The organism is Marinococcus luteus, assembly GCF_900106595.1.
Taxonomy (GTDB): domain Bacteria; phylum Bacillota; class Bacilli; order Bacillales; family Marinococcaceae; genus Marinococcus; species Marinococcus luteus.
The window spans coordinates 183,524-199,659 of the sequence record NZ_FNNC01000005.1; the positions used below are offsets into that span (position 1 = coordinate 183,524).

Here is a 16,136-nt window from a genome sequence, read left to right on the forward strand (position 1 = left end):
AGCATCTGTATGTTTACAGAAAAGGAAATGGTGATTGAAAAATTAACCGGGGTCCGTGCCTCGAAAAAAAGCTATTATACAGATTTGAAAGCGACGATTGCGGAGCTGGAAAAAAAGAATCGTAAGCTTGAAATTTTAAGCGAGGTGGCAAAAGGATTTCAGGTTACAGGTACAATGGAGATGTCGCTGCAGCATATTCTTGAAACCATTTATGAACTGTATCCGATCGACCGGGTAAGCTTATCGTTAATCGAGCAGGGAGCAATGTCGTTAAAAAGTGTCTATCCTCTCTATGAAGAGAATTCCGCAGTAGGTATGCATCTTCCGAAAAAAGAATCTTTGTACTGGAAGGCAATAGAGCATAATATGATTGTTCTCCATGAATGGAAATCTGCCGACACATATACATTTGTGGAAGAACAGACGCTTTCTGCTTTGAATTTTCATTATGCATGTGTCATACCGCTTCGGATAAAAACATCGACCATCGGCGTGCTCACCTTTGCCGCCGCTGAACGGATTGAATGCGACCAGTCTGATATCAGCTTCTTCCGGCAGCTTTCGGATCATATTGCCGTCATGATGGAGAACGCGAGACTGTATCAGGAGGTGTACCAGGGCAAAAAAGAATGGGAGGAAACCTTTCAGGCCGTAGCGGATCTTCTGATATTAACCGATAACGACCATCGGATCGTCCGCTGCAACCAGGCCTCCTACAGTTTTTTTAATGAATCACCGGAAGCGGTGACAGGCAGGCCCTGCCATGACCTGCTTTTTCATGATACGAATACATTCTGTCCAATTGAAGAAAGCTATCACGGTGAATCGATGAAAAACTACCAGATGACGTTAAAAAACGGCCGTGTGTGTGATATTCAGACGTATCCAGTCCGGGACGGGGACGGAGAGATGAAAGGGCTGCTTATTTACATTAAAGATGTAACAGCGCGAATTAAAACCGAAGCCCAGCTTCAGCATTCCGGAAAGCTCGCAGCGATTGGGGAAATGGCTGCCGGGGTGGCGCATGAGTTAAACAGCCCGCTGACGGCGGTGATCGGCAACACCCAGATACTGCAGCGGAGTCTGACAGAGGAAGGGCCGTCGAAGGAGCTGGCTGCGGCGATTGAAAGAGGGGGCCGCCGTTGCCGGACGATCGTGCAAAACCTGCTTTCCTTCTCACGGCCGGAAAAAGAAGAAAGCACAGAATGCGACGTGAATATAGCAGTTGAAGATGTGCTGAGCCTGATTGGCTTTCAGATTGAAAAAGAGAATATCCTGATTGAAAAGCATTACACCCCCGGTCTGCCGTTTGTCCAGGCAGGACCTCATCAGGTCGGCCAGGTGGTTATCAACCTGCTTTTGAATGCAAAAGACGCGTTAAAGGACAGCGGAGAGACAGATAAAAAGATTCAGATTAAAACCAATGTTGTTCATTCAAGCGTCGTGCTTGAGGTCGAAGACAATGGATGCGGCATCTCCCAGAGTCAGAAACCGTCGGTGTTTGAACCTTTTTTCACCACAAAAAGAAAACAGAACGGGACCGGGCTGGGCTTGTCGGTAAGTAAAGATATTGCAGAGAAAAACGGGGGCCGGCTGATGTTCACAAGCGAAGAGGGAAAAGGAAGTGCCTTTCAATTGAAGCTGCCGGTTCATGGAGGAGGAGATGAGTATGAAGATATTAGTCATTGACGATGACTATGATATCGGCACGTTTTTTCGTTATCTGCTTGTAGAGCAGGGCCATCATATTGATCTTGCCCATGACGGGAAGGAATATGAACGCCTTCGCGGCCAGAACCATTTGTACGAACTGGCATTTATAGACTTAAAGCTGCCAGATACAAATGGATTGAAGCTGCTCGCAGACTTGAAGCAGGCACAGCCCTCCTGCCGCTGTATTGTTATGACAGGATACAGCACGATCGATACCGCTGTGGAAGCAGTTAAGCTTGGGGCGGAGGACTATATTGAAAAACCATTTGAAGATATCAGCATTATTGAAGAGAAAATACAGCAGCCGCGGCTGGACCAGGAGGCTTTAAACAACATTGAACAGACGGCTGCAAGAAGCGGCCTGATAACCGGTGAAAGCAAAGTAATGAAAGAAGTCGTCCGGCTGGCTGCTCGTTTTGCGCCTAAACCATTAACGGTCTTAATCGACGGAGAGACCGGTACTGGAAAAGAGGTAGCCGCCCGATTCATTCATGAGCTTGCCGGGCCGGAGAAGCGTTCATTTCTTGGAGTGAACTGTGGAGCTCTGCCGGAGCAGATGCTTGAAAGTGAGTTGTTTGGCCATGAAGCAGGGGCGTTTACCGGGGCGGGCAAAATACGGAAGGGATATTTTGAATTGGCCTCGGAAGGGACGCTCTTACTCGATGAAATTGGAGAAGCGTCGCTTTCAACCCAGGTGAAGCTGCTGCGGGTACTCGAAACGAAAGAGTTTTACCGGGTGGGGGGTGAACGCCCGATTAAAACAAAAGCCCGTATCATCGCTGCCACAAACCAGGATCTGCACCTTGCGGCAGAAGCAGGGAATTTTCGTGAGGATCTGCTGTACCGGCTTGAGGTCGTCCGGCTGACTATTCCGCCTCTGCGGGAACGAAAGGAAGATATCCCCGCGATGGTCCAGTCGATTCTTCGCAAAGAAGTTCCGGAAAACACAGCGCTCAGTCCGGAAGCTTTGGATGCGTTACAGGCTCACCACTGGCCGGGCAATATCCGGGAGCTTACAAACGTGCTGGTCCGGGCCGCCGCAGAATCAGACGGAAGGATTGAACGCCGCCATTTAAACATGAGACTCTCAAGCCGGAAGACTGCGGCCAGTAACCGAATTGTATCCGGGGATTGGCTTAGAGAAAAAAAGCAGGAACTCGAAGAGACAAAATATTTATCGCTTGAAAGCACCGTTGAAGCTATACGGACTGAAGAAAAGAAAAGCATTCAGGACATTATCGACCATGCTTTAATGCTCACCCGTGGAAACCGCCGGGAGGCAGCAGAAATGCTCGGAGTGAATACGAGAAAGCTGCGCTACTGGCTGAATGAATAAATTCCGGCAGAAAAACCAGCAAAACCCGGCGGGAAGAGGCGCCCGTCCGGGTTTTGCTTTGTGTAAGCGTTTCGTAAGTTTACGGGAATCTAGTCCTGGATTTTGAGGACAATCCTGCCGTTGATATCGCCTTTTTCCATCGAGTCAAACACGTCGTTAATATCCTCCAATTCCTTCGTTTCAATAATCGGGCGAATCTTGCGGTTAGCCGCAAGCTCGAGACACTCCTGCAGGTCTTTGCGTGTGCCGACAATGGAACCTTTTACGTTTACCGCGTTTAAAACCGTATCAAAAATTGGAATAGGAAGGTCGCCGACTGGAAGTCCGACAATGACTAAATTTCCTCCCCGTTTAACTGTGGAATAGGCCTGTTCAAACGCTTTTGGGCTGACGGCTACGCTGATGGCTGCTTCTACGCCGTTTAATTTCTCCATCAGAACCTTGCCGGGGTCCTCATTCATACTATTGATCGTCATGTCTGCTCCCATTTCCTTTGCGAGTTCCAGTTTGTCGTCCCTTATGTCGACAGCTACAACGTTTAAGGCCATAGCTTTTGCATACTGGACGGCAACGTGCCCGAGTCCGCCGATACCGAAAATAGCGACCCAGTCCCCCGGTTTGGCTTCAGATACTTTGAGCGCTTTGTAAGTTGTCACCCCGGCGCAGAAAAGTGGAGCCACTGTGTCAAAGTCCAGGCTGTCCGGAATTTTTGTCACATAGTGGGCAGGAGCTTTACAGTATTCCGCGTAGGCTCCGTCCACGGAATAACCGGCATTCAACTGCTGTTGGCAGAGCGTTTCTCTTCCAGAAAGACAGAATTCGCATTCACCGCAGGCAGAGTAAAGCCACGGAATACCGACGCGGTCGCCGATTTTGATGGATTTGACGCCGTCTGCAACCTTTTCTACTGTACCTACGCCCTCGTGTCCCGGAACGAGAGGAAGCTTAGGTTTAACCGGCCAGTCACCGTGGGCCGCATGCAAATCGGTATGGCAGACCCCGCATGAATGAATTTTGACAAGCACTTCCCCGTAATCAAGTTCGGGCACCGGAATATCTTTAATCTCCAGTTTTTGATGAAATTCATTAACTACTGCTGCTTTCATGAGTGAACCCTCCTTATAATTTTGCAGGATGCACTCTATGTATATGCAAGGAGCGTGCCAATATTGTAAATGCAGTAAAAAGCTGGTAAAAGCAGGCAGGTTATAAATAGTTAATGAAGCGAGCCGAAATTCCGGCCCAATGCGACAAAAAACGGCTCTAAAAACAAAAAAACAGCTCTGCTGTTTAAGCAGAACTGTTTGGGGGGTTGTTATTCAGCTTCAGGAAGGCCAGCCATGACGAGTTGTGTTTCGCCGTCTTCGTTTTCCTGCGTGTCGAGCGTAACGTCCTGCATTAAGTCTGTAACGCGGTTGTCCACTGCTACTTTAATGCCGTTTGCTTCTACCACCTGGTCGTCTTCCTGTGGATCCTGAAGAACAAGGCCGATTTGAGAGGAGTCTTCCATTTCTTCGACTGCCACGCGAAGGTGGTCCATGTTGTTTTCTTCCATCAGCGGTTCGAGTACTGCTTTAGCACCGTTTGTAATTTCCAAGAGTGAGCCTCCTTAATTTTTAAGCCTGTATAGAATATATCTATACCTTTTTTTCTATCTCTGCAAACTGCTGAATACATTCCCTGCTCTCCGTAAGTGTAAACTGCCGGAGCCGGGCGCTGGATAATTATCATTTGCAACTCTGCCAAGGGTAACAACAATATTACTGTTATTCAACTAATTCATACAGGAAACCTGGCGGGTGCCGATGTCCCAAACGGAGAAGGTTCCATATTTCCCGGGAAATGACAGAACGCTTCCGGTCAGCCGCCAATGATTAACAGCCATACGTACAGGCCGACAAGAGTAATAAAGAGTGTAGGAATGGTCAGAATAATACCGACTTTAAAGTAATACGCCCAGGAAATATGAAAGCCGAACTGCCGCAGCACATGAAGCCACAACAGGGTGGCGAGTGAGCCGATTGGTGTGATCTTCGGTCCCAGGTCGCTGCCGATCACATTGGCGTAAATAAGGCCTTCGCGTACGGTGCCGGAAACAGTTGTTTCAGAAATAGCCAGAGCATCAATCATCACCGTTGGCATGTTATTCATGACAGAAGATAAGAGAGCGGCGATAAAGCCCATCGAAAGTGTGCCGACAAATAATCCCTCATCAGCAGCAGCCTGTATCACAACTGCCAGCTGCTCGGTAAGCCCGGCATTCTGAAGGCCGTAAACTACGACGTACATTCCCACTGAAAAGAAAACGATATCCCACGGAGCCCCTTTCAACACCTTGCCTGTTTCAACGGCCGGGCTGCGGCGGGCCATCAACAGAAAGAATAATGCTACGATACCGGCAATAACAGAGACGGGGACTACTACGAATTCGCTGACGAAGTACCCGGTTAGCAGCACCGCGAGCACCACCCAGGAAAGCCGGAACATTTTTATGTCCTGGATCGCGTCCTTGGGATTTTTAACTTTTGTGACGTCATACCGCCCGGGAAGATCCTTGCGGAAAAAAAGATACAGGACAAGAAGACTCGCCCCGATAGAGAAAAAGTTCGGCACAATCATCCGGGTCGCGTATTCAACAAAGCCGATGCCAAAAAAGTCGGCAGAAACAATGTTTACGAGATTACTAATAATCAGAGGCAGGGAAGCTGTGTCAGCGATAAAACCACTGGCCATAATGAACGGAAGAATCATGCGTTCCTTAAATTCGAGCGCTCTGACCATCGCGAGAACGATAGGCGTCAGTATAAGGGCAGCACCGTCGTTGGCAAAAAGCGCAGCAACGACGGCTCCGAGCAGAATTATGTAAACAAACATCCGCAGGCCGCTGCCTCCGGCGATTTTTGCCATATGCAGGGCAGCCCATTCAAAAAATCCAATTCTGTCGAGAATCAGACTGATAATGATAATAGCAACAAAGGCGAGCGTGGCATTCCATACGATTCCAATAACGGTTTCGACGTCTCCAAAACTGACAACACCTGCGATAAGAGCGATAATAGCACCTCCGCAGGCAGACCAGCCAATATTTAAATTTTTCGGCTGCCAAATAACCAATACGAGCGTGATAAGAAAAATAACAACTGCGAGCAGGGTGTTCATACATACCTCCAGGCCGGGCCGAAAACGATGCGGCATCCGTTTCTTTCTAATTTTAATAAAACAATTGCTGAATTTATTATATAAGCATATGCTAATATAAATATATATAGAAGTCAAAATACGATTCAATACTTTTAGAAAAAAGTGTGATTGCTAGAGTAAAAGAACAGAAAAAATGTATAATGAAGCTAAAAGATGAAGGCAAAGGCGGTGAGACTTATGACAGAGGAACAAATGAATGTAACGGTGATCTGCGGGAGCCTGCGGAAGGAATCCTACAACCGGAAGCTGCTGGATTTAATGAAAGCAGAGTTTCCAGAGCACTGGGAGGTTGAAGAAGCGTTTTTGCATCACATTCCACTTTATCATGCCGATGTAGAAGAAGCAGGAACTCCGGAAGCCGTCGTAGAATTGAAGCGCGCAATGATGCGTGCGGACGGGGTTATTATCGTCACCCCTGAATACAACAACGGGATGCCGGGCGTTGTCAAAAACGCCCTGGACTGGGCGTCCAGTCCGCCTGCCCACTCCGCTTTGACCCATCGTGCTTTTGCGCTTGCCGGAGCGACTCCCGGGGGCGGCGGCACGGCTTTATCGCAGTATCAGATCCGGCAGACACTTACTGCTGCCGAAGCTTACGTAATGCCCGGGCCGAAAATGCTGGTGGCGAAGGTGGCAGGAAAAATGAACAAAGAGTTGGGTACGCTTGAGGATGAAAAAACCACGCAGCACGCAAAAAAGTTCGTGCAGGCGTTTAATAGCTGGATGCATCGTTTTGACGGATAAAGAAAAGGCTCACAGGAGGAATGACAAATGAGGATCAGAGAACATGACCTTCCGGGGGTAGGAAAACGGGTAGCGTTTGAAAACCGGGACGGTATTATCACGGTCATGATCGTACACCATAGTGGTAAAAGAGAAATCTATTTTGTCGAAGACGAAGACGATGACGAAGCGCTTTTTTCAACTATATTCACCTCCGATGAAGCGAAGGAGCTGGGCGCCCGTCTGCTTGGCATTCACGATGAACCGGTGGATGAAGAAAGCTTTGAGCGTTTCCGTCTCTTAAGAAAAAAAATGCTTGTCGACTGGATTAAAGTGAAAAAAGGCTCCCAGATGGATGCCCGCTCAGTGGAAGAAGCCCAGATGTCAATACCGGAAGGAGTTTCCATTGTCGGCATCATGAGGGATAAAGATATTCTTCCGAAGCCGGAGGATGATTTCATCATTCAGGCCGGGGATACCCTGCTCGTTGTCGGAAAAAAAGATAGTATTGGGCGCTTTGAAGAAGTTTGTAAGGCGAAAGGATAATTCTTATGCCGGAAATGCCTGATCTGCTTGCTGCGGGGTTGATGCTGCTCATACTTTTTATCGGGGGATGGATGTCTTTTAAAATGCGTTTCCCCGATGTCATCATCTATCTATTAATTGGAATTGTCGTCAGCAGCTGGCTGGCAGATTCACACCTGCTGTATTTTGCCGGTGAGATTGGTATTGTCCTGCTGTTTTTTATGCTGGGGATGGAGTTTCCGGTCCGGCAGCTTATCCATGTTGCAACAAAGGTTTTCCGGGCCGGGATTCTGGATATTGTACTCAGCTTCGGGGTTACCGTAGGTATTACGCTGGCGTTTGGCCTCGGATGGCTCGAATCCTTAATCATAGGCGGCGTCTCTTACGCTACAAGCTCTTCGATCACCGCCAAAATGCTTGAAAGCTCCAAACGAATGGTGAACCCGGAGTCTGAATTTATACTCGGCCTTCTCATTTTTGAGGATTTATTCGCCCCGGTGCTTGTGGCGGTGCTTGTCAGCATGACTGTAGGCAGCGGAGTTACTATAGGCACGCTCGGATGGACCTTCGTTCAAATTATTATATTGGTCGCAGGAGCGATTCTGCTCGGAATATTCGTTTTCCGAAAATTGCGTTCATTTGTGGACCGTTATATGGATGAAGATTTTTTTCTCCTTTTCGTGTTCGGTATTGCGCTTACTTACGGCGGCATTGCTCTATACCTGAATTTATCAGAGGTGCTGGGCGCTTTTCTGGCAGGAATTATCCTGGCTGAAGTAAAACGGAGCGATGTGCTTGAAGGCCTGGTTGTACGTTTTCGGGATCTGCTTCTCCCAATGTTTTTTGTTTATTTCGGCACTACCATTGAAGTCGGGGAAGGGGTGCCGATGATTCCGATGCTTCTCGTGCTGCTTGCCTGGTCGGTAGCAGCGAAAATAATCGTCGGGTTTGCAGGGGGAAAGCTGTACGGCCTGTCATCCAAAGTAGCGCTGCGTGCAGGCTTATCTTTAACCCAACGCGGGGAATTTTCCATTATTATGGCAGCACTTGCTACAGGCACCCTGCGGACCTTCAGCAGTATTTTTATTCTTCTTTCGGCTCTCGCCGGGGTATATTTGTTCCAGAAAGCACCTGAGCTTGCCACAAGTATTTACGGAAAGAAAAGAGGCAAAAAAACGGTATAGGATGAAGCTTTGAGGGCTGCTCATAAAAGAGCAGCCTTTTTTATATCATTTTACGAAGGCTTTATTTTTAATCATCTCTACGGTATGTTGAAGCGAGAGAAGGAGGAGGCTTACATGCTTACAGGCATTCTTTTATTTGTGCTGGCAGGAATTATGGAAATTGGCGGCGGCTATCTGGTCTGGCAGTGGATAAGAGAGTCACGTCCAGGGTATTATGGCTTGTTCGGAGCAGCAGGGCTTGTAATGTATGGGGTAATTGCGGCTTTTCAGGTGTTTCCGGCATTTGGAAGAGTTTATGCAGCGTATGGCGGTATATTTATAATTATGTCCCTGCTCTGGGGCTGGTGGATCGACGGCTGGCGTCCGGACACATACGATTGGATCGGGGCTGCTTTTTGCATTATCGGCGTAAGTATTATGCTGTGGGCGCCCCGCGGAGTATAAAAAAGCCCGACGGAGACCGCCGGGAGGAATTTACATGGATGGGATCGTTCGGTGGGGAAGCTTCCATTGAAAGCGGTAGGAGCATACACGGCCGGAAACGAGCAGAACGAATAACAGGAACAGGCCAAAGCCGCCGGTAACCCAGCCCATACCGATAAATAAGCCGCCGACCAGCGCCCACAGGGCGTAGACCTCTGAGTGAAGCACCATCGGTTTTCGGTTGGCCAGTACGTCACGGATCAGTCCGCCGCCGCTGCCTGTGAGCACCGCTGCCACGATGACAGCGCTGAGCGGGTGCCCCATTTCTACTGCAAAGAGGGCCCCCTGCATCGCAAAAGAAGCAAGGCCGATGGCGTCAAAAAATGAGCCCCAGCTGTGCCAGTGCTTCATTAAAATATTTGGGAACAATACAAACAGCAGAATAGAAAAAAAGGAAACCTGGAAAAACAGCCCCTGGCTCCAAAGCTCCGACACAGGGACCCCGATCAGAATGTTTCGAATCGCTCCTCCTCCGAACGCTGTGATAAATCCTAAAAACAAAACTCCAAATATATCAAGGTCTTCTTCCATAGCGACAATTGCCCCGCTGATGGAAAAAGCGATGGTGCCGATCACCGTCAGCATATCCCAGGTCATTCAGATCCCCCTTTCCAGGTTGACGCGTCTTCATATAAAAAATCGCTGCCGGAAAGGCAGCGACGGCATATACACTTATAGTCCGAGAATGATTATAAGCTGTAACTGCAAAAATAGCAACCCAGTGCCTATGATAAAGAGATAGGCAGAATATTTCTGTTACGATGGTGCAAAGAGCAGTTAATGTTTCAGTTGCCGGGGGAATCATATATAAAATAAAGACTAAAAATAATATCTATACAAAAAGAAGGGGTCCTATGAATAAAGTGAACTTACATACAAAGGCTTATGCGAAAAAACTGGATGACAATGATGAACTCCGGAAGTACCGCCGGGAATTCTATATGGGAGAGACGATTTATTTGGATGGAAACTCGCTCGGTCTGCTGTCGGAGCGGGCCGAAAAAAGCGTACAGGAAATCATGAATATGTGGAAGCAGCTGGGTATTGAGGGATGGACAAACGGAAGCCATCCCTGGTACTACCTGTCGGAAAAGCTGGCCCAAACCTCGGCTCCGCTGCTCGGGGCAAAAGAGAGAGAAGTGATTGTTACCGGTTCGACGACCGTAAACATTCACCAGATGCTTGCTACCTTTTATCAGCCTGCTGGCAAACGGTACAAAATACTCGCAGATGATGCGGCTTTTCCCACCGATATTTACGCATTAAAAAGTCAGCTTGATCTGCGCGGTCTGGGGGAAGAGGCGCTAGTTCAGGTGCCGGACCGGGACGGGATACTTGATGAAGAGGAAATTATTGATAGGATGAATGACGATACGGCTCTGTTGTTTCTTCCAGGCGTATTGTACCGGAGCGGCCAGGTGCTCGATATGGAGCGGTTAACGAAAGAAGCACACGCCCGTGGCATTATGGTCGGCCTCGATCTTTGTCATTCGGTCGGATCAGTACCGCATGAGCTTCACGAATGGGGCGTCGATTTTGCTGTTTGGTGCAATTATAAGCATTTGAACGGAGGACCGGGGGCTGTTGCAGGGCTGTATGTTCATGAAAAGCATTTTGGGGGATCACCGGGGCTTGCGGGCTGGTTCAGTTCAAAAAAAGCTGTGCAGTTTGATATGAAGCATACCCTCGAGCCGGAAGAATCGGCCGGAGCATACGAAATCGGGACCCCGCATGTGCTAAGTATGGCTCCGCTGATCGGTTCTCTGGAAATGTTCGGGGAAGCAGGAATCGGACGAATCCGGAAAAAGTCTCTGCAGTTAACCGGTTATATGATCGATCTGATTGACTCTGGCATTGGCAGCGGCCTGAAGGTGGTAAGCCCGCGGAACCCGGCTGCAAGAGGCGGACATGTGCTTCTTAAACATGAATATGCCGCCGGCATCTGCAACGCATTGAAAGCTGAGGGCATCGTGCCTGATTTCCGGGCACCTTCATACATCCGGATTGCGCCGGTGGCGTTGTACAATACGTATGAAGAAGTGCGGTTGGCGGTAGAAACGCTGAAAAGAATCATAGACAATGAAGAATACCTGCAGTTTTCAAATGAACGCGGAACGATTGCCTGAAAAAAGTGAGAGAAAGTGAAAGGAGGAAGTCCGGAGATGGAAACAGCTATTATTGTTCTTTTGGGGCTGTTAATTGCTCTTATCGTTTTGGCGCCGGGAGGGCTGGTGCTTTGGATGTACGTTAAGGACCGTCGGCAGAGGCAGCACGCTATTTTAAAAAATTTCCCGGTTCTCGGGAGGATGCGTTATTTAATTGAAAAAACAGGGCCGGAATTTCGTCAGTATTTATTTAACAACGATCTTGAGGGGAAACCATTTTCAAGAGAGCAGTTCATTTCTACGGTAAAAGCCGGTAAATACAAAACACGCATGCTTGGCTACGGGTCGAAAGAAGACTTTAATACGAATGGCTATTATATCGTAAACGACATGTATCCGACGCTTGAAGAGGATGTACGCAGGGACCGGAAGGCAGAAGCCGTTCCGTCCAAAGTATACGAAATCGACAACGAACGGTTATTTACAAGGCAGGAGCACCGGGTGGAGGAATCGTTCGATCCGTTTCTGCTTGATGAACAGGACATTCTTACGCTTGGAAAACATAGCGGGGTCAAGCATCCTTTCCGTGTTAAGGGGCTCATCGGCCAGTCAGGCATGAGCTACGGGTCGCTCGGAGACCGGGCGATTGAAGCATTATCCATAGGAAATGCCCGGGCGGCCGGGTCCTGGATGAACACTGGGGAAGGCGGCCTGTCGGACTACCATCTGAAGGGCGGAGCGGACATTATGTGGCAGATTGGCCCGGGATTGTTCGGGGCAAGAGACCGCGCCGGCAGCTTTAACCGGCAGCTGTTTCAGGAACAGGCAGCTTACGACCAGGTAAAGGCTGTAGAGATCAAGCTGGCTCAGGGAGCTAAGCAGCGCGGCGGACACGTGGACGGGGCGAAGGTTACCGAAAAAATTGCCGCTGTCCGGAATGTGGAGCCGTGGAAAACGATAGACAGTCCGAACCGGTTTAAAGATATTGAAACAACAGAAAAGCTGATGTCCTTTCTCGAAGAACTGCGGCAGCTGAGTGAAAAGCCGGTCGGCATTAAAATTACTCTTGGCTCAAGACAGCATGCTTCCAAACTGGCGGAGGAGCTGAAGACTTCAGAGAGTCTTCCCGACTTTATCACGCTGGATGGCAGCGAGGGCGGCACCGGAGCCTCCTACAAAGAAATGGCGGACAGTGTAGCCCTCCCGCTCTTTTCAGCGCTGCCGATGCTTGAAGAAGCACTGCTTGAAGCAGGGATTAGGGACAAAATCACCATCATTGCCTCAGGGAAGCTGTTAACGCCGAACAAGGCAGTCACGGCGCTAGCCCTTGGCGCAGATTTGATCCATGTGGCGAGAGGATTCATGGTCAGCGTCGGCTGTATCATGGCGCAGGTGTGCCACACAAACGAGTGCCCGGTCGGGGTGGCCACGACTGATCCGAAGCGGCAGGAAGCTCTTGATATTGAAGAAAAATCCTACCGCGTCACCAATTTTATTATTTCCATGCGGGAAGGGATGCATAATTTAGCGGTGGCGGCCGGCCTCCATTCGCCGACGGAATTTAACCGGAATAATCTTATTTATAAAGATATGGATGGCCGTACGTATTCCGTAGAAGACATTGTAGAAAGAAAAATGGAAGGAACGCAAAGCAGGGTTTGAGAAAATTTTAAAACGCCGCTGGGAGTGAAAGTATTTCCCGGGAAATACACGTCTTCTGCAGTATGCTCAAAGATAAAAAAACCGCCAAAGTGTATGCTCACTTTGGCGGTTCGTTGTACTATACAGAAAAATATGCCTGAATTTTTTCCGGTTCGAGAATATTTCCGACATAAAAGGCTCCAAAATCGCCGTAACGGGCAGAGACTTCGTCAAAACGCATTTCGTATACGAGTTTTTTAAACTGGAGGGCGTCATGAGCAAATAAAGTGACTCCCCATTCCCAGTCATCAAGACCGGTGGATCCGGTAATAATCTGTTTTACTTTTCCGGCATACTGACGGCCGGTCATGCCATGTGCTTTCATTAATTCGCGGCGTTTGTCGATCGGAAGCGAATACCAGTTGTCTTCGCCTTCCCGTTTTTTATCCATTGGATAGAAGCAGAAATGCTCCCATTTTGGCAGGATAGGGTAAATGCGGCCGCGGATCCACGGATTCTCGAGAGGATCGCTCCCGTCTTCCGGGGGCAAGTAGTTTCCGAGCTCTACGATGGAAACGTATGAGTAGGCAGGAGTCGTGTAAGCTGCCAGCCCGGATTTATCGAAAGCAAGCTCAATATCGTGAATCTCTTTCATGGTTTCACGGAGCACCATGATAACAAAATCGGCTTTTTGACCCACGATCGTGTATAAAGCATGGCTGCCCTGCTCAGCCTCTTCCACCTGCTGAAATCCTTCAATCATACGATGGAATTCGTTAACCATCTGGTCGCGCTCTTCGCTTGGCACCTGCTTCCATGCATGCCAGTTAAAGTGGCGGAAGTCATGCAGGCAATACCAGCCGTCCAGTGTTTGAGAAGCTTCGCTCATCATGATTCCTCCTTCATCTAAACCTTCCGATGCCCACTATACCACAGTACACTAGCGTCCAAAACGAATATGATTGAGCAATTTGTGACACGGGCATTATCATCGTGAAAAAACGATTATCCCTTCTGTATCAGGAATTAAGGAGAAACAAAAGTGTGAAAATTTATAAATCATTGAATTTATTCGTCCCGGTTTATTTTTTCCCACAGAAGGAGTATGCTAATGTATGAAAACTGTGCAGGTATTTTCACAATCAATAAACGAATGCCCCTTTGCAGGAGTTTCGCTAATTATCTGAAGAACTACTACAATGAAATCAACACGATATACACTTGTTTTACAATATTTTGAGGAGGAATTTTGTTGAGCGATCTTTTCGCATCCATCTATGATCAGGTGAAAAAAGAACATCCTTCCATCGTACTGCCGGAAGGAGACGATGACCGCGTCGTTCAGGCAGCCTCACGTCTTGGGGAAGAAAATGTGCTTACTCCTATTCTTATCGGAGATGAAGAGGAAATTGAAGCCAGAGCACAGAGGTTAGGCGTGTCCCTGGAAAACGTTACTATTTTCAACCCGAAAACGTATGAAAAAATGGACGAGCTTGTAACTGCTTTTGTCTCCCGTAGGAAAGGGAAAGAGACAGAGCGGACCGCAAAAGAAAAGCTGACGGACGTCAATTATTTCGGTACAATGCTTGTATATATGGATTTTGCAGACGGGCTCGTCAGCGGGGCAGCTCACTCTACCGGTGACACCGTGCGTCCGGCGCTCCAAATTATTAAAACAAAACCAGGTATTCAAAAAACATCCGGCGTTTTTATTATGGTGAAAGAGGACCAGAAATTCGTGTTTGCGGATTGTGCCATTAATATATCCCCAAGTGCTGAAGAATTGGCGGAAATTGCTATTTCCACTGCAGAAACGGCAAAATCATTCGATATCGATCCAAAAGTAGCGATGCTCAGCTTCTCTACAAAAGGATCGGCCGCTTCCATGGAAACGCAGAAGGTATCCGAAGCAACAAAAACGGCTCAGGAAACCCGCCCTGATCTTGTCATTGACGGAGAGTTCCAGTTTGATGCTGCATTTGTGCCGGCGGTGGCTCAAAAGAAAGCCCCGGATTCACCGCTTCGCGGCGAGGCGAATATATTTATTTTCCCGAGTCTGGAGTCTGGAAACCTTGGCTATAAGATCGCCCAGCGTCTCGGCGGCTACGATGCCATCGGCCCGATTCTTCAGGGCCTGAACAAGCCGGTGAATGATCTCTCTAGAGGGTGCAGCATAGACGATGTGTACAAGCTTTCCCTTATTACGGCCAAGCAGGCTATTACTGAACGCGAAGCAGTAGCAAATAAAGAATCATAAATGAAAAAAGGCCTTTCGGGTAAAAACTCCGAAAGGCCTTTTTTGTGCTACTGCCTTGTATCATGCGTTTGTGTTTCCGGTATAGCTATAGTATCAAAGTCGTCTGCAAGCTTTTGCAGCCCGTCCCGCAGTGCGCTGCCGCGAACCGGCATGCCATGGCCGGTGATTGCAGCGGCTGGCTCGAGCTGGTTTAGTTTTTCAACGGAGCTTTTAGCGGCGACCCAGTCCATCGTTAAATATTTCGGCGGGCCGTGGATTTCGAGCTTTTGCGTCGTAACACGGGAGAGGGACTCCTGTTTTACAGTAACAAAAGCATCACCGGCAATGAGCGTCCGGTCCTGTTCCCGGAACAATGAAATGTGTCCGGGCGTGTGTCCCGGTGTGTGCAGCCATTTCCACTCGCTCAACTCAGGGACAGAACCGTCGGAAGGCAGCGGCTGTACGAAGTCTCCCAGATTGACCGGCTCGGTTGGAAACCGCGGCGACATCTTCGCGACGAGTCCGCGGTCTACAGAGCTGTCCGCCTGCGGATATGCTTTCTTTCCGGTCAGATAAGGCATTTCCTCCGGGTGGGCGTAAACGGGAACATTCCATTTTTTAACGAGCTCCACAACTGTACCGACATGATCAAAATGACCGTGCGTGAGTATAATGGCGTTTGGTTTATTGTTGGTGCCGTATAAATCCTCGACAGCCTGAACCACTTTATCCGAGGATTTAGGCATGCCGGTATCAACCAGCACCCAGTTGTTGTTATTATCATGCTGCTCGATAGTACAGAGATTAACGATCTTATTCGTATAAGCGTGCACTCCCCGGGCTACCGTATGCTCTTTGCCGCTTTTTACCGAGGTCATCGGCAGATACTTGTCCGCCATTGGATTATAAAGCTCTTCGTTCGTTTCTTCGCTCATCATTTTCCTCCTTCAGAAATAAGTATGTATGCTACGTATTTCCGTACCCTGGAT

The 16,136-nt window shown here is 48.5% G+C and carries 15 protein-coding genes; 9 read left to right on the forward strand and 6 right to left on the reverse strand.

All coding sequences use genetic code 11. The features are described from left to right. Positions 1-9 precede the first annotated feature (9 nt). The gene (locus BLV22_RS11535; RefSeq protein WP_091615402.1) at positions 10-1,689 is read left to right on the forward strand and encodes a GAF domain-containing sensor histidine kinase; all 1,680 of its coding nucleotides are present in this window, start codon (positions 10-12) and stop codon (positions 1,687-1,689) included. Next, a complete protein-coding gene (locus BLV22_RS11540; RefSeq protein ID WP_091615404.1) occupies positions 1,670-3,049 on the forward strand; it encodes a sigma-54-dependent transcriptional regulator in 1,380 nt (459 codons plus the stop codon). The genes BLV22_RS11535 and BLV22_RS11540 overlap by 20 nt, the downstream gene beginning before the upstream one ends. Before the next feature lie 89 nt (positions 3,050-3,138). On the opposite strand, the gene adhP is transcribed toward BLV22_RS11540, so the two are convergent. The 3 genes from adhP to BLV22_RS11555 all read right to left on the reverse strand — a co-directional run bounded on the left by adhP (position 3,139) and on the right by BLV22_RS11555 (position 6,208). Next, positions 3,139-4,155 (reverse strand): alcohol dehydrogenase AdhP, encoded by a 1,017-nt coding sequence (adhP, locus tag BLV22_RS11545; RefSeq protein ID WP_091615407.1) that lies wholly within the window; start codon positions 4,153-4,155, stop codon positions 3,139-3,141. A gap of 209 nt (positions 4,156-4,364) precedes the next feature. Beyond that, a complete protein-coding gene (locus tag BLV22_RS11550; protein ID WP_091615408.1) occupies positions 4,365-4,646 on the reverse strand; it encodes an iron-sulfur cluster assembly accessory protein in 282 nt (93 codons plus the stop codon). A gap of 263 nt (positions 4,647-4,909) precedes the next feature. After that, positions 4,910-6,208, reverse strand: a complete 1,299-nt coding sequence (locus BLV22_RS11555; protein WP_091615411.1) for an arsenic transporter — start codon at positions 6,206-6,208, stop codon at positions 4,910-4,912. Between the two features lie 219 nt (positions 6,209-6,427). Between BLV22_RS11555 and BLV22_RS11560 the strand changes: the two genes are divergently transcribed. The 4 genes from BLV22_RS11560 (at position 6,428) to BLV22_RS11575 (ending at position 9,126) form a co-directional block, all read left to right on the forward strand. Then, positions 6,428-6,994 carry an NADPH-dependent FMN reductase gene (locus BLV22_RS11560; protein WP_176967754.1) on the forward strand — a complete coding sequence of 189 codons (567 nt, stop codon included), beginning with the start codon at positions 6,428-6,430 and terminating at the stop codon, positions 6,992-6,994. Positions 6,995-7,021: 27 nt separating this feature from the next. Then, positions 7,022-7,519, forward strand: coding sequence for a cation:proton antiporter regulatory subunit (locus tag BLV22_RS11565; protein WP_091615417.1), 498 nt, complete (start codon positions 7,022-7,024; stop codon positions 7,517-7,519). 5 nt (positions 7,520-7,524) lie between these two features. Beyond that, the gene (locus BLV22_RS11570; protein ID WP_091615419.1) at positions 7,525-8,682 is read left to right on the forward strand and encodes a cation:proton antiporter; all 1,158 of its coding nucleotides are present in this window, start codon (positions 7,525-7,527) and stop codon (positions 8,680-8,682) included. A 114-nt stretch (positions 8,683-8,796) separates the two neighbouring features. Further along, entirely contained in the window at positions 8,797-9,126 is a 330-nt protein-coding gene (locus BLV22_RS11575) for a YnfA family protein (RefSeq protein WP_091615422.1), read from the forward strand. Between the two features lie 30 nt (positions 9,127-9,156). Here BLV22_RS11575 and BLV22_RS11580 read toward each other — a convergent pair whose 3' ends face one another. Continuing rightward, entirely contained in the window at positions 9,157-9,762 is a 606-nt protein-coding gene (locus tag BLV22_RS11580; RefSeq protein ID WP_079474554.1) for a trimeric intracellular cation channel family protein, read from the reverse strand. Between the two features lie 257 nt (positions 9,763-10,019). Between BLV22_RS11580 and kynU the strand changes: the two genes are divergently transcribed. Continuing rightward, on the forward strand, positions 10,020-11,291 hold the full coding sequence (kynU, locus tag BLV22_RS11585; protein ID WP_091615424.1) for a kynureninase: 1,272 nt from the start codon (positions 10,020-10,022) through the stop codon (positions 11,289-11,291). A 36-nt stretch (positions 11,292-11,327) separates the two neighbouring features. Continuing rightward, on the forward strand, positions 11,328-12,932 hold the full coding sequence (locus BLV22_RS11590) for an FMN-binding glutamate synthase family protein (RefSeq protein ID WP_091615428.1): 1,605 nt from the start codon (positions 11,328-11,330) through the stop codon (positions 12,930-12,932). 118 nt (positions 12,933-13,050) lie between these two features. Here the strand turns inward: BLV22_RS11590 and hemQ are convergent, their stop codons facing one another. Then, positions 13,051-13,800 (reverse strand): hydrogen peroxide-dependent heme synthase, encoded by a 750-nt coding sequence (gene hemQ, locus BLV22_RS11595; protein ID WP_091615431.1) that lies wholly within the window; start codon positions 13,798-13,800, stop codon positions 13,051-13,053. A 363-nt stretch (positions 13,801-14,163) separates the two neighbouring features. Here hemQ and pta point away from each other — a divergent pair, with 363 nt between their 5' ends. Next, complete coding sequence (gene pta, locus BLV22_RS11600; RefSeq protein WP_091615434.1) at positions 14,164-15,168, forward strand: phosphate acetyltransferase; 1,005 nt, start codon at positions 14,164-14,166, stop codon at positions 15,166-15,168. Positions 15,169-15,215: 47 nt separating this feature from the next. Here pta and BLV22_RS11605 read toward each other — a convergent pair whose 3' ends face one another. Continuing rightward, positions 15,216-16,082 (reverse strand): MBL fold metallo-hydrolase, encoded by an 867-nt coding sequence (locus BLV22_RS11605; protein WP_091615436.1) that lies wholly within the window; start codon positions 16,080-16,082, stop codon positions 15,216-15,218. Between the last annotated feature and the right edge of the window lie 54 nt (positions 16,083-16,136).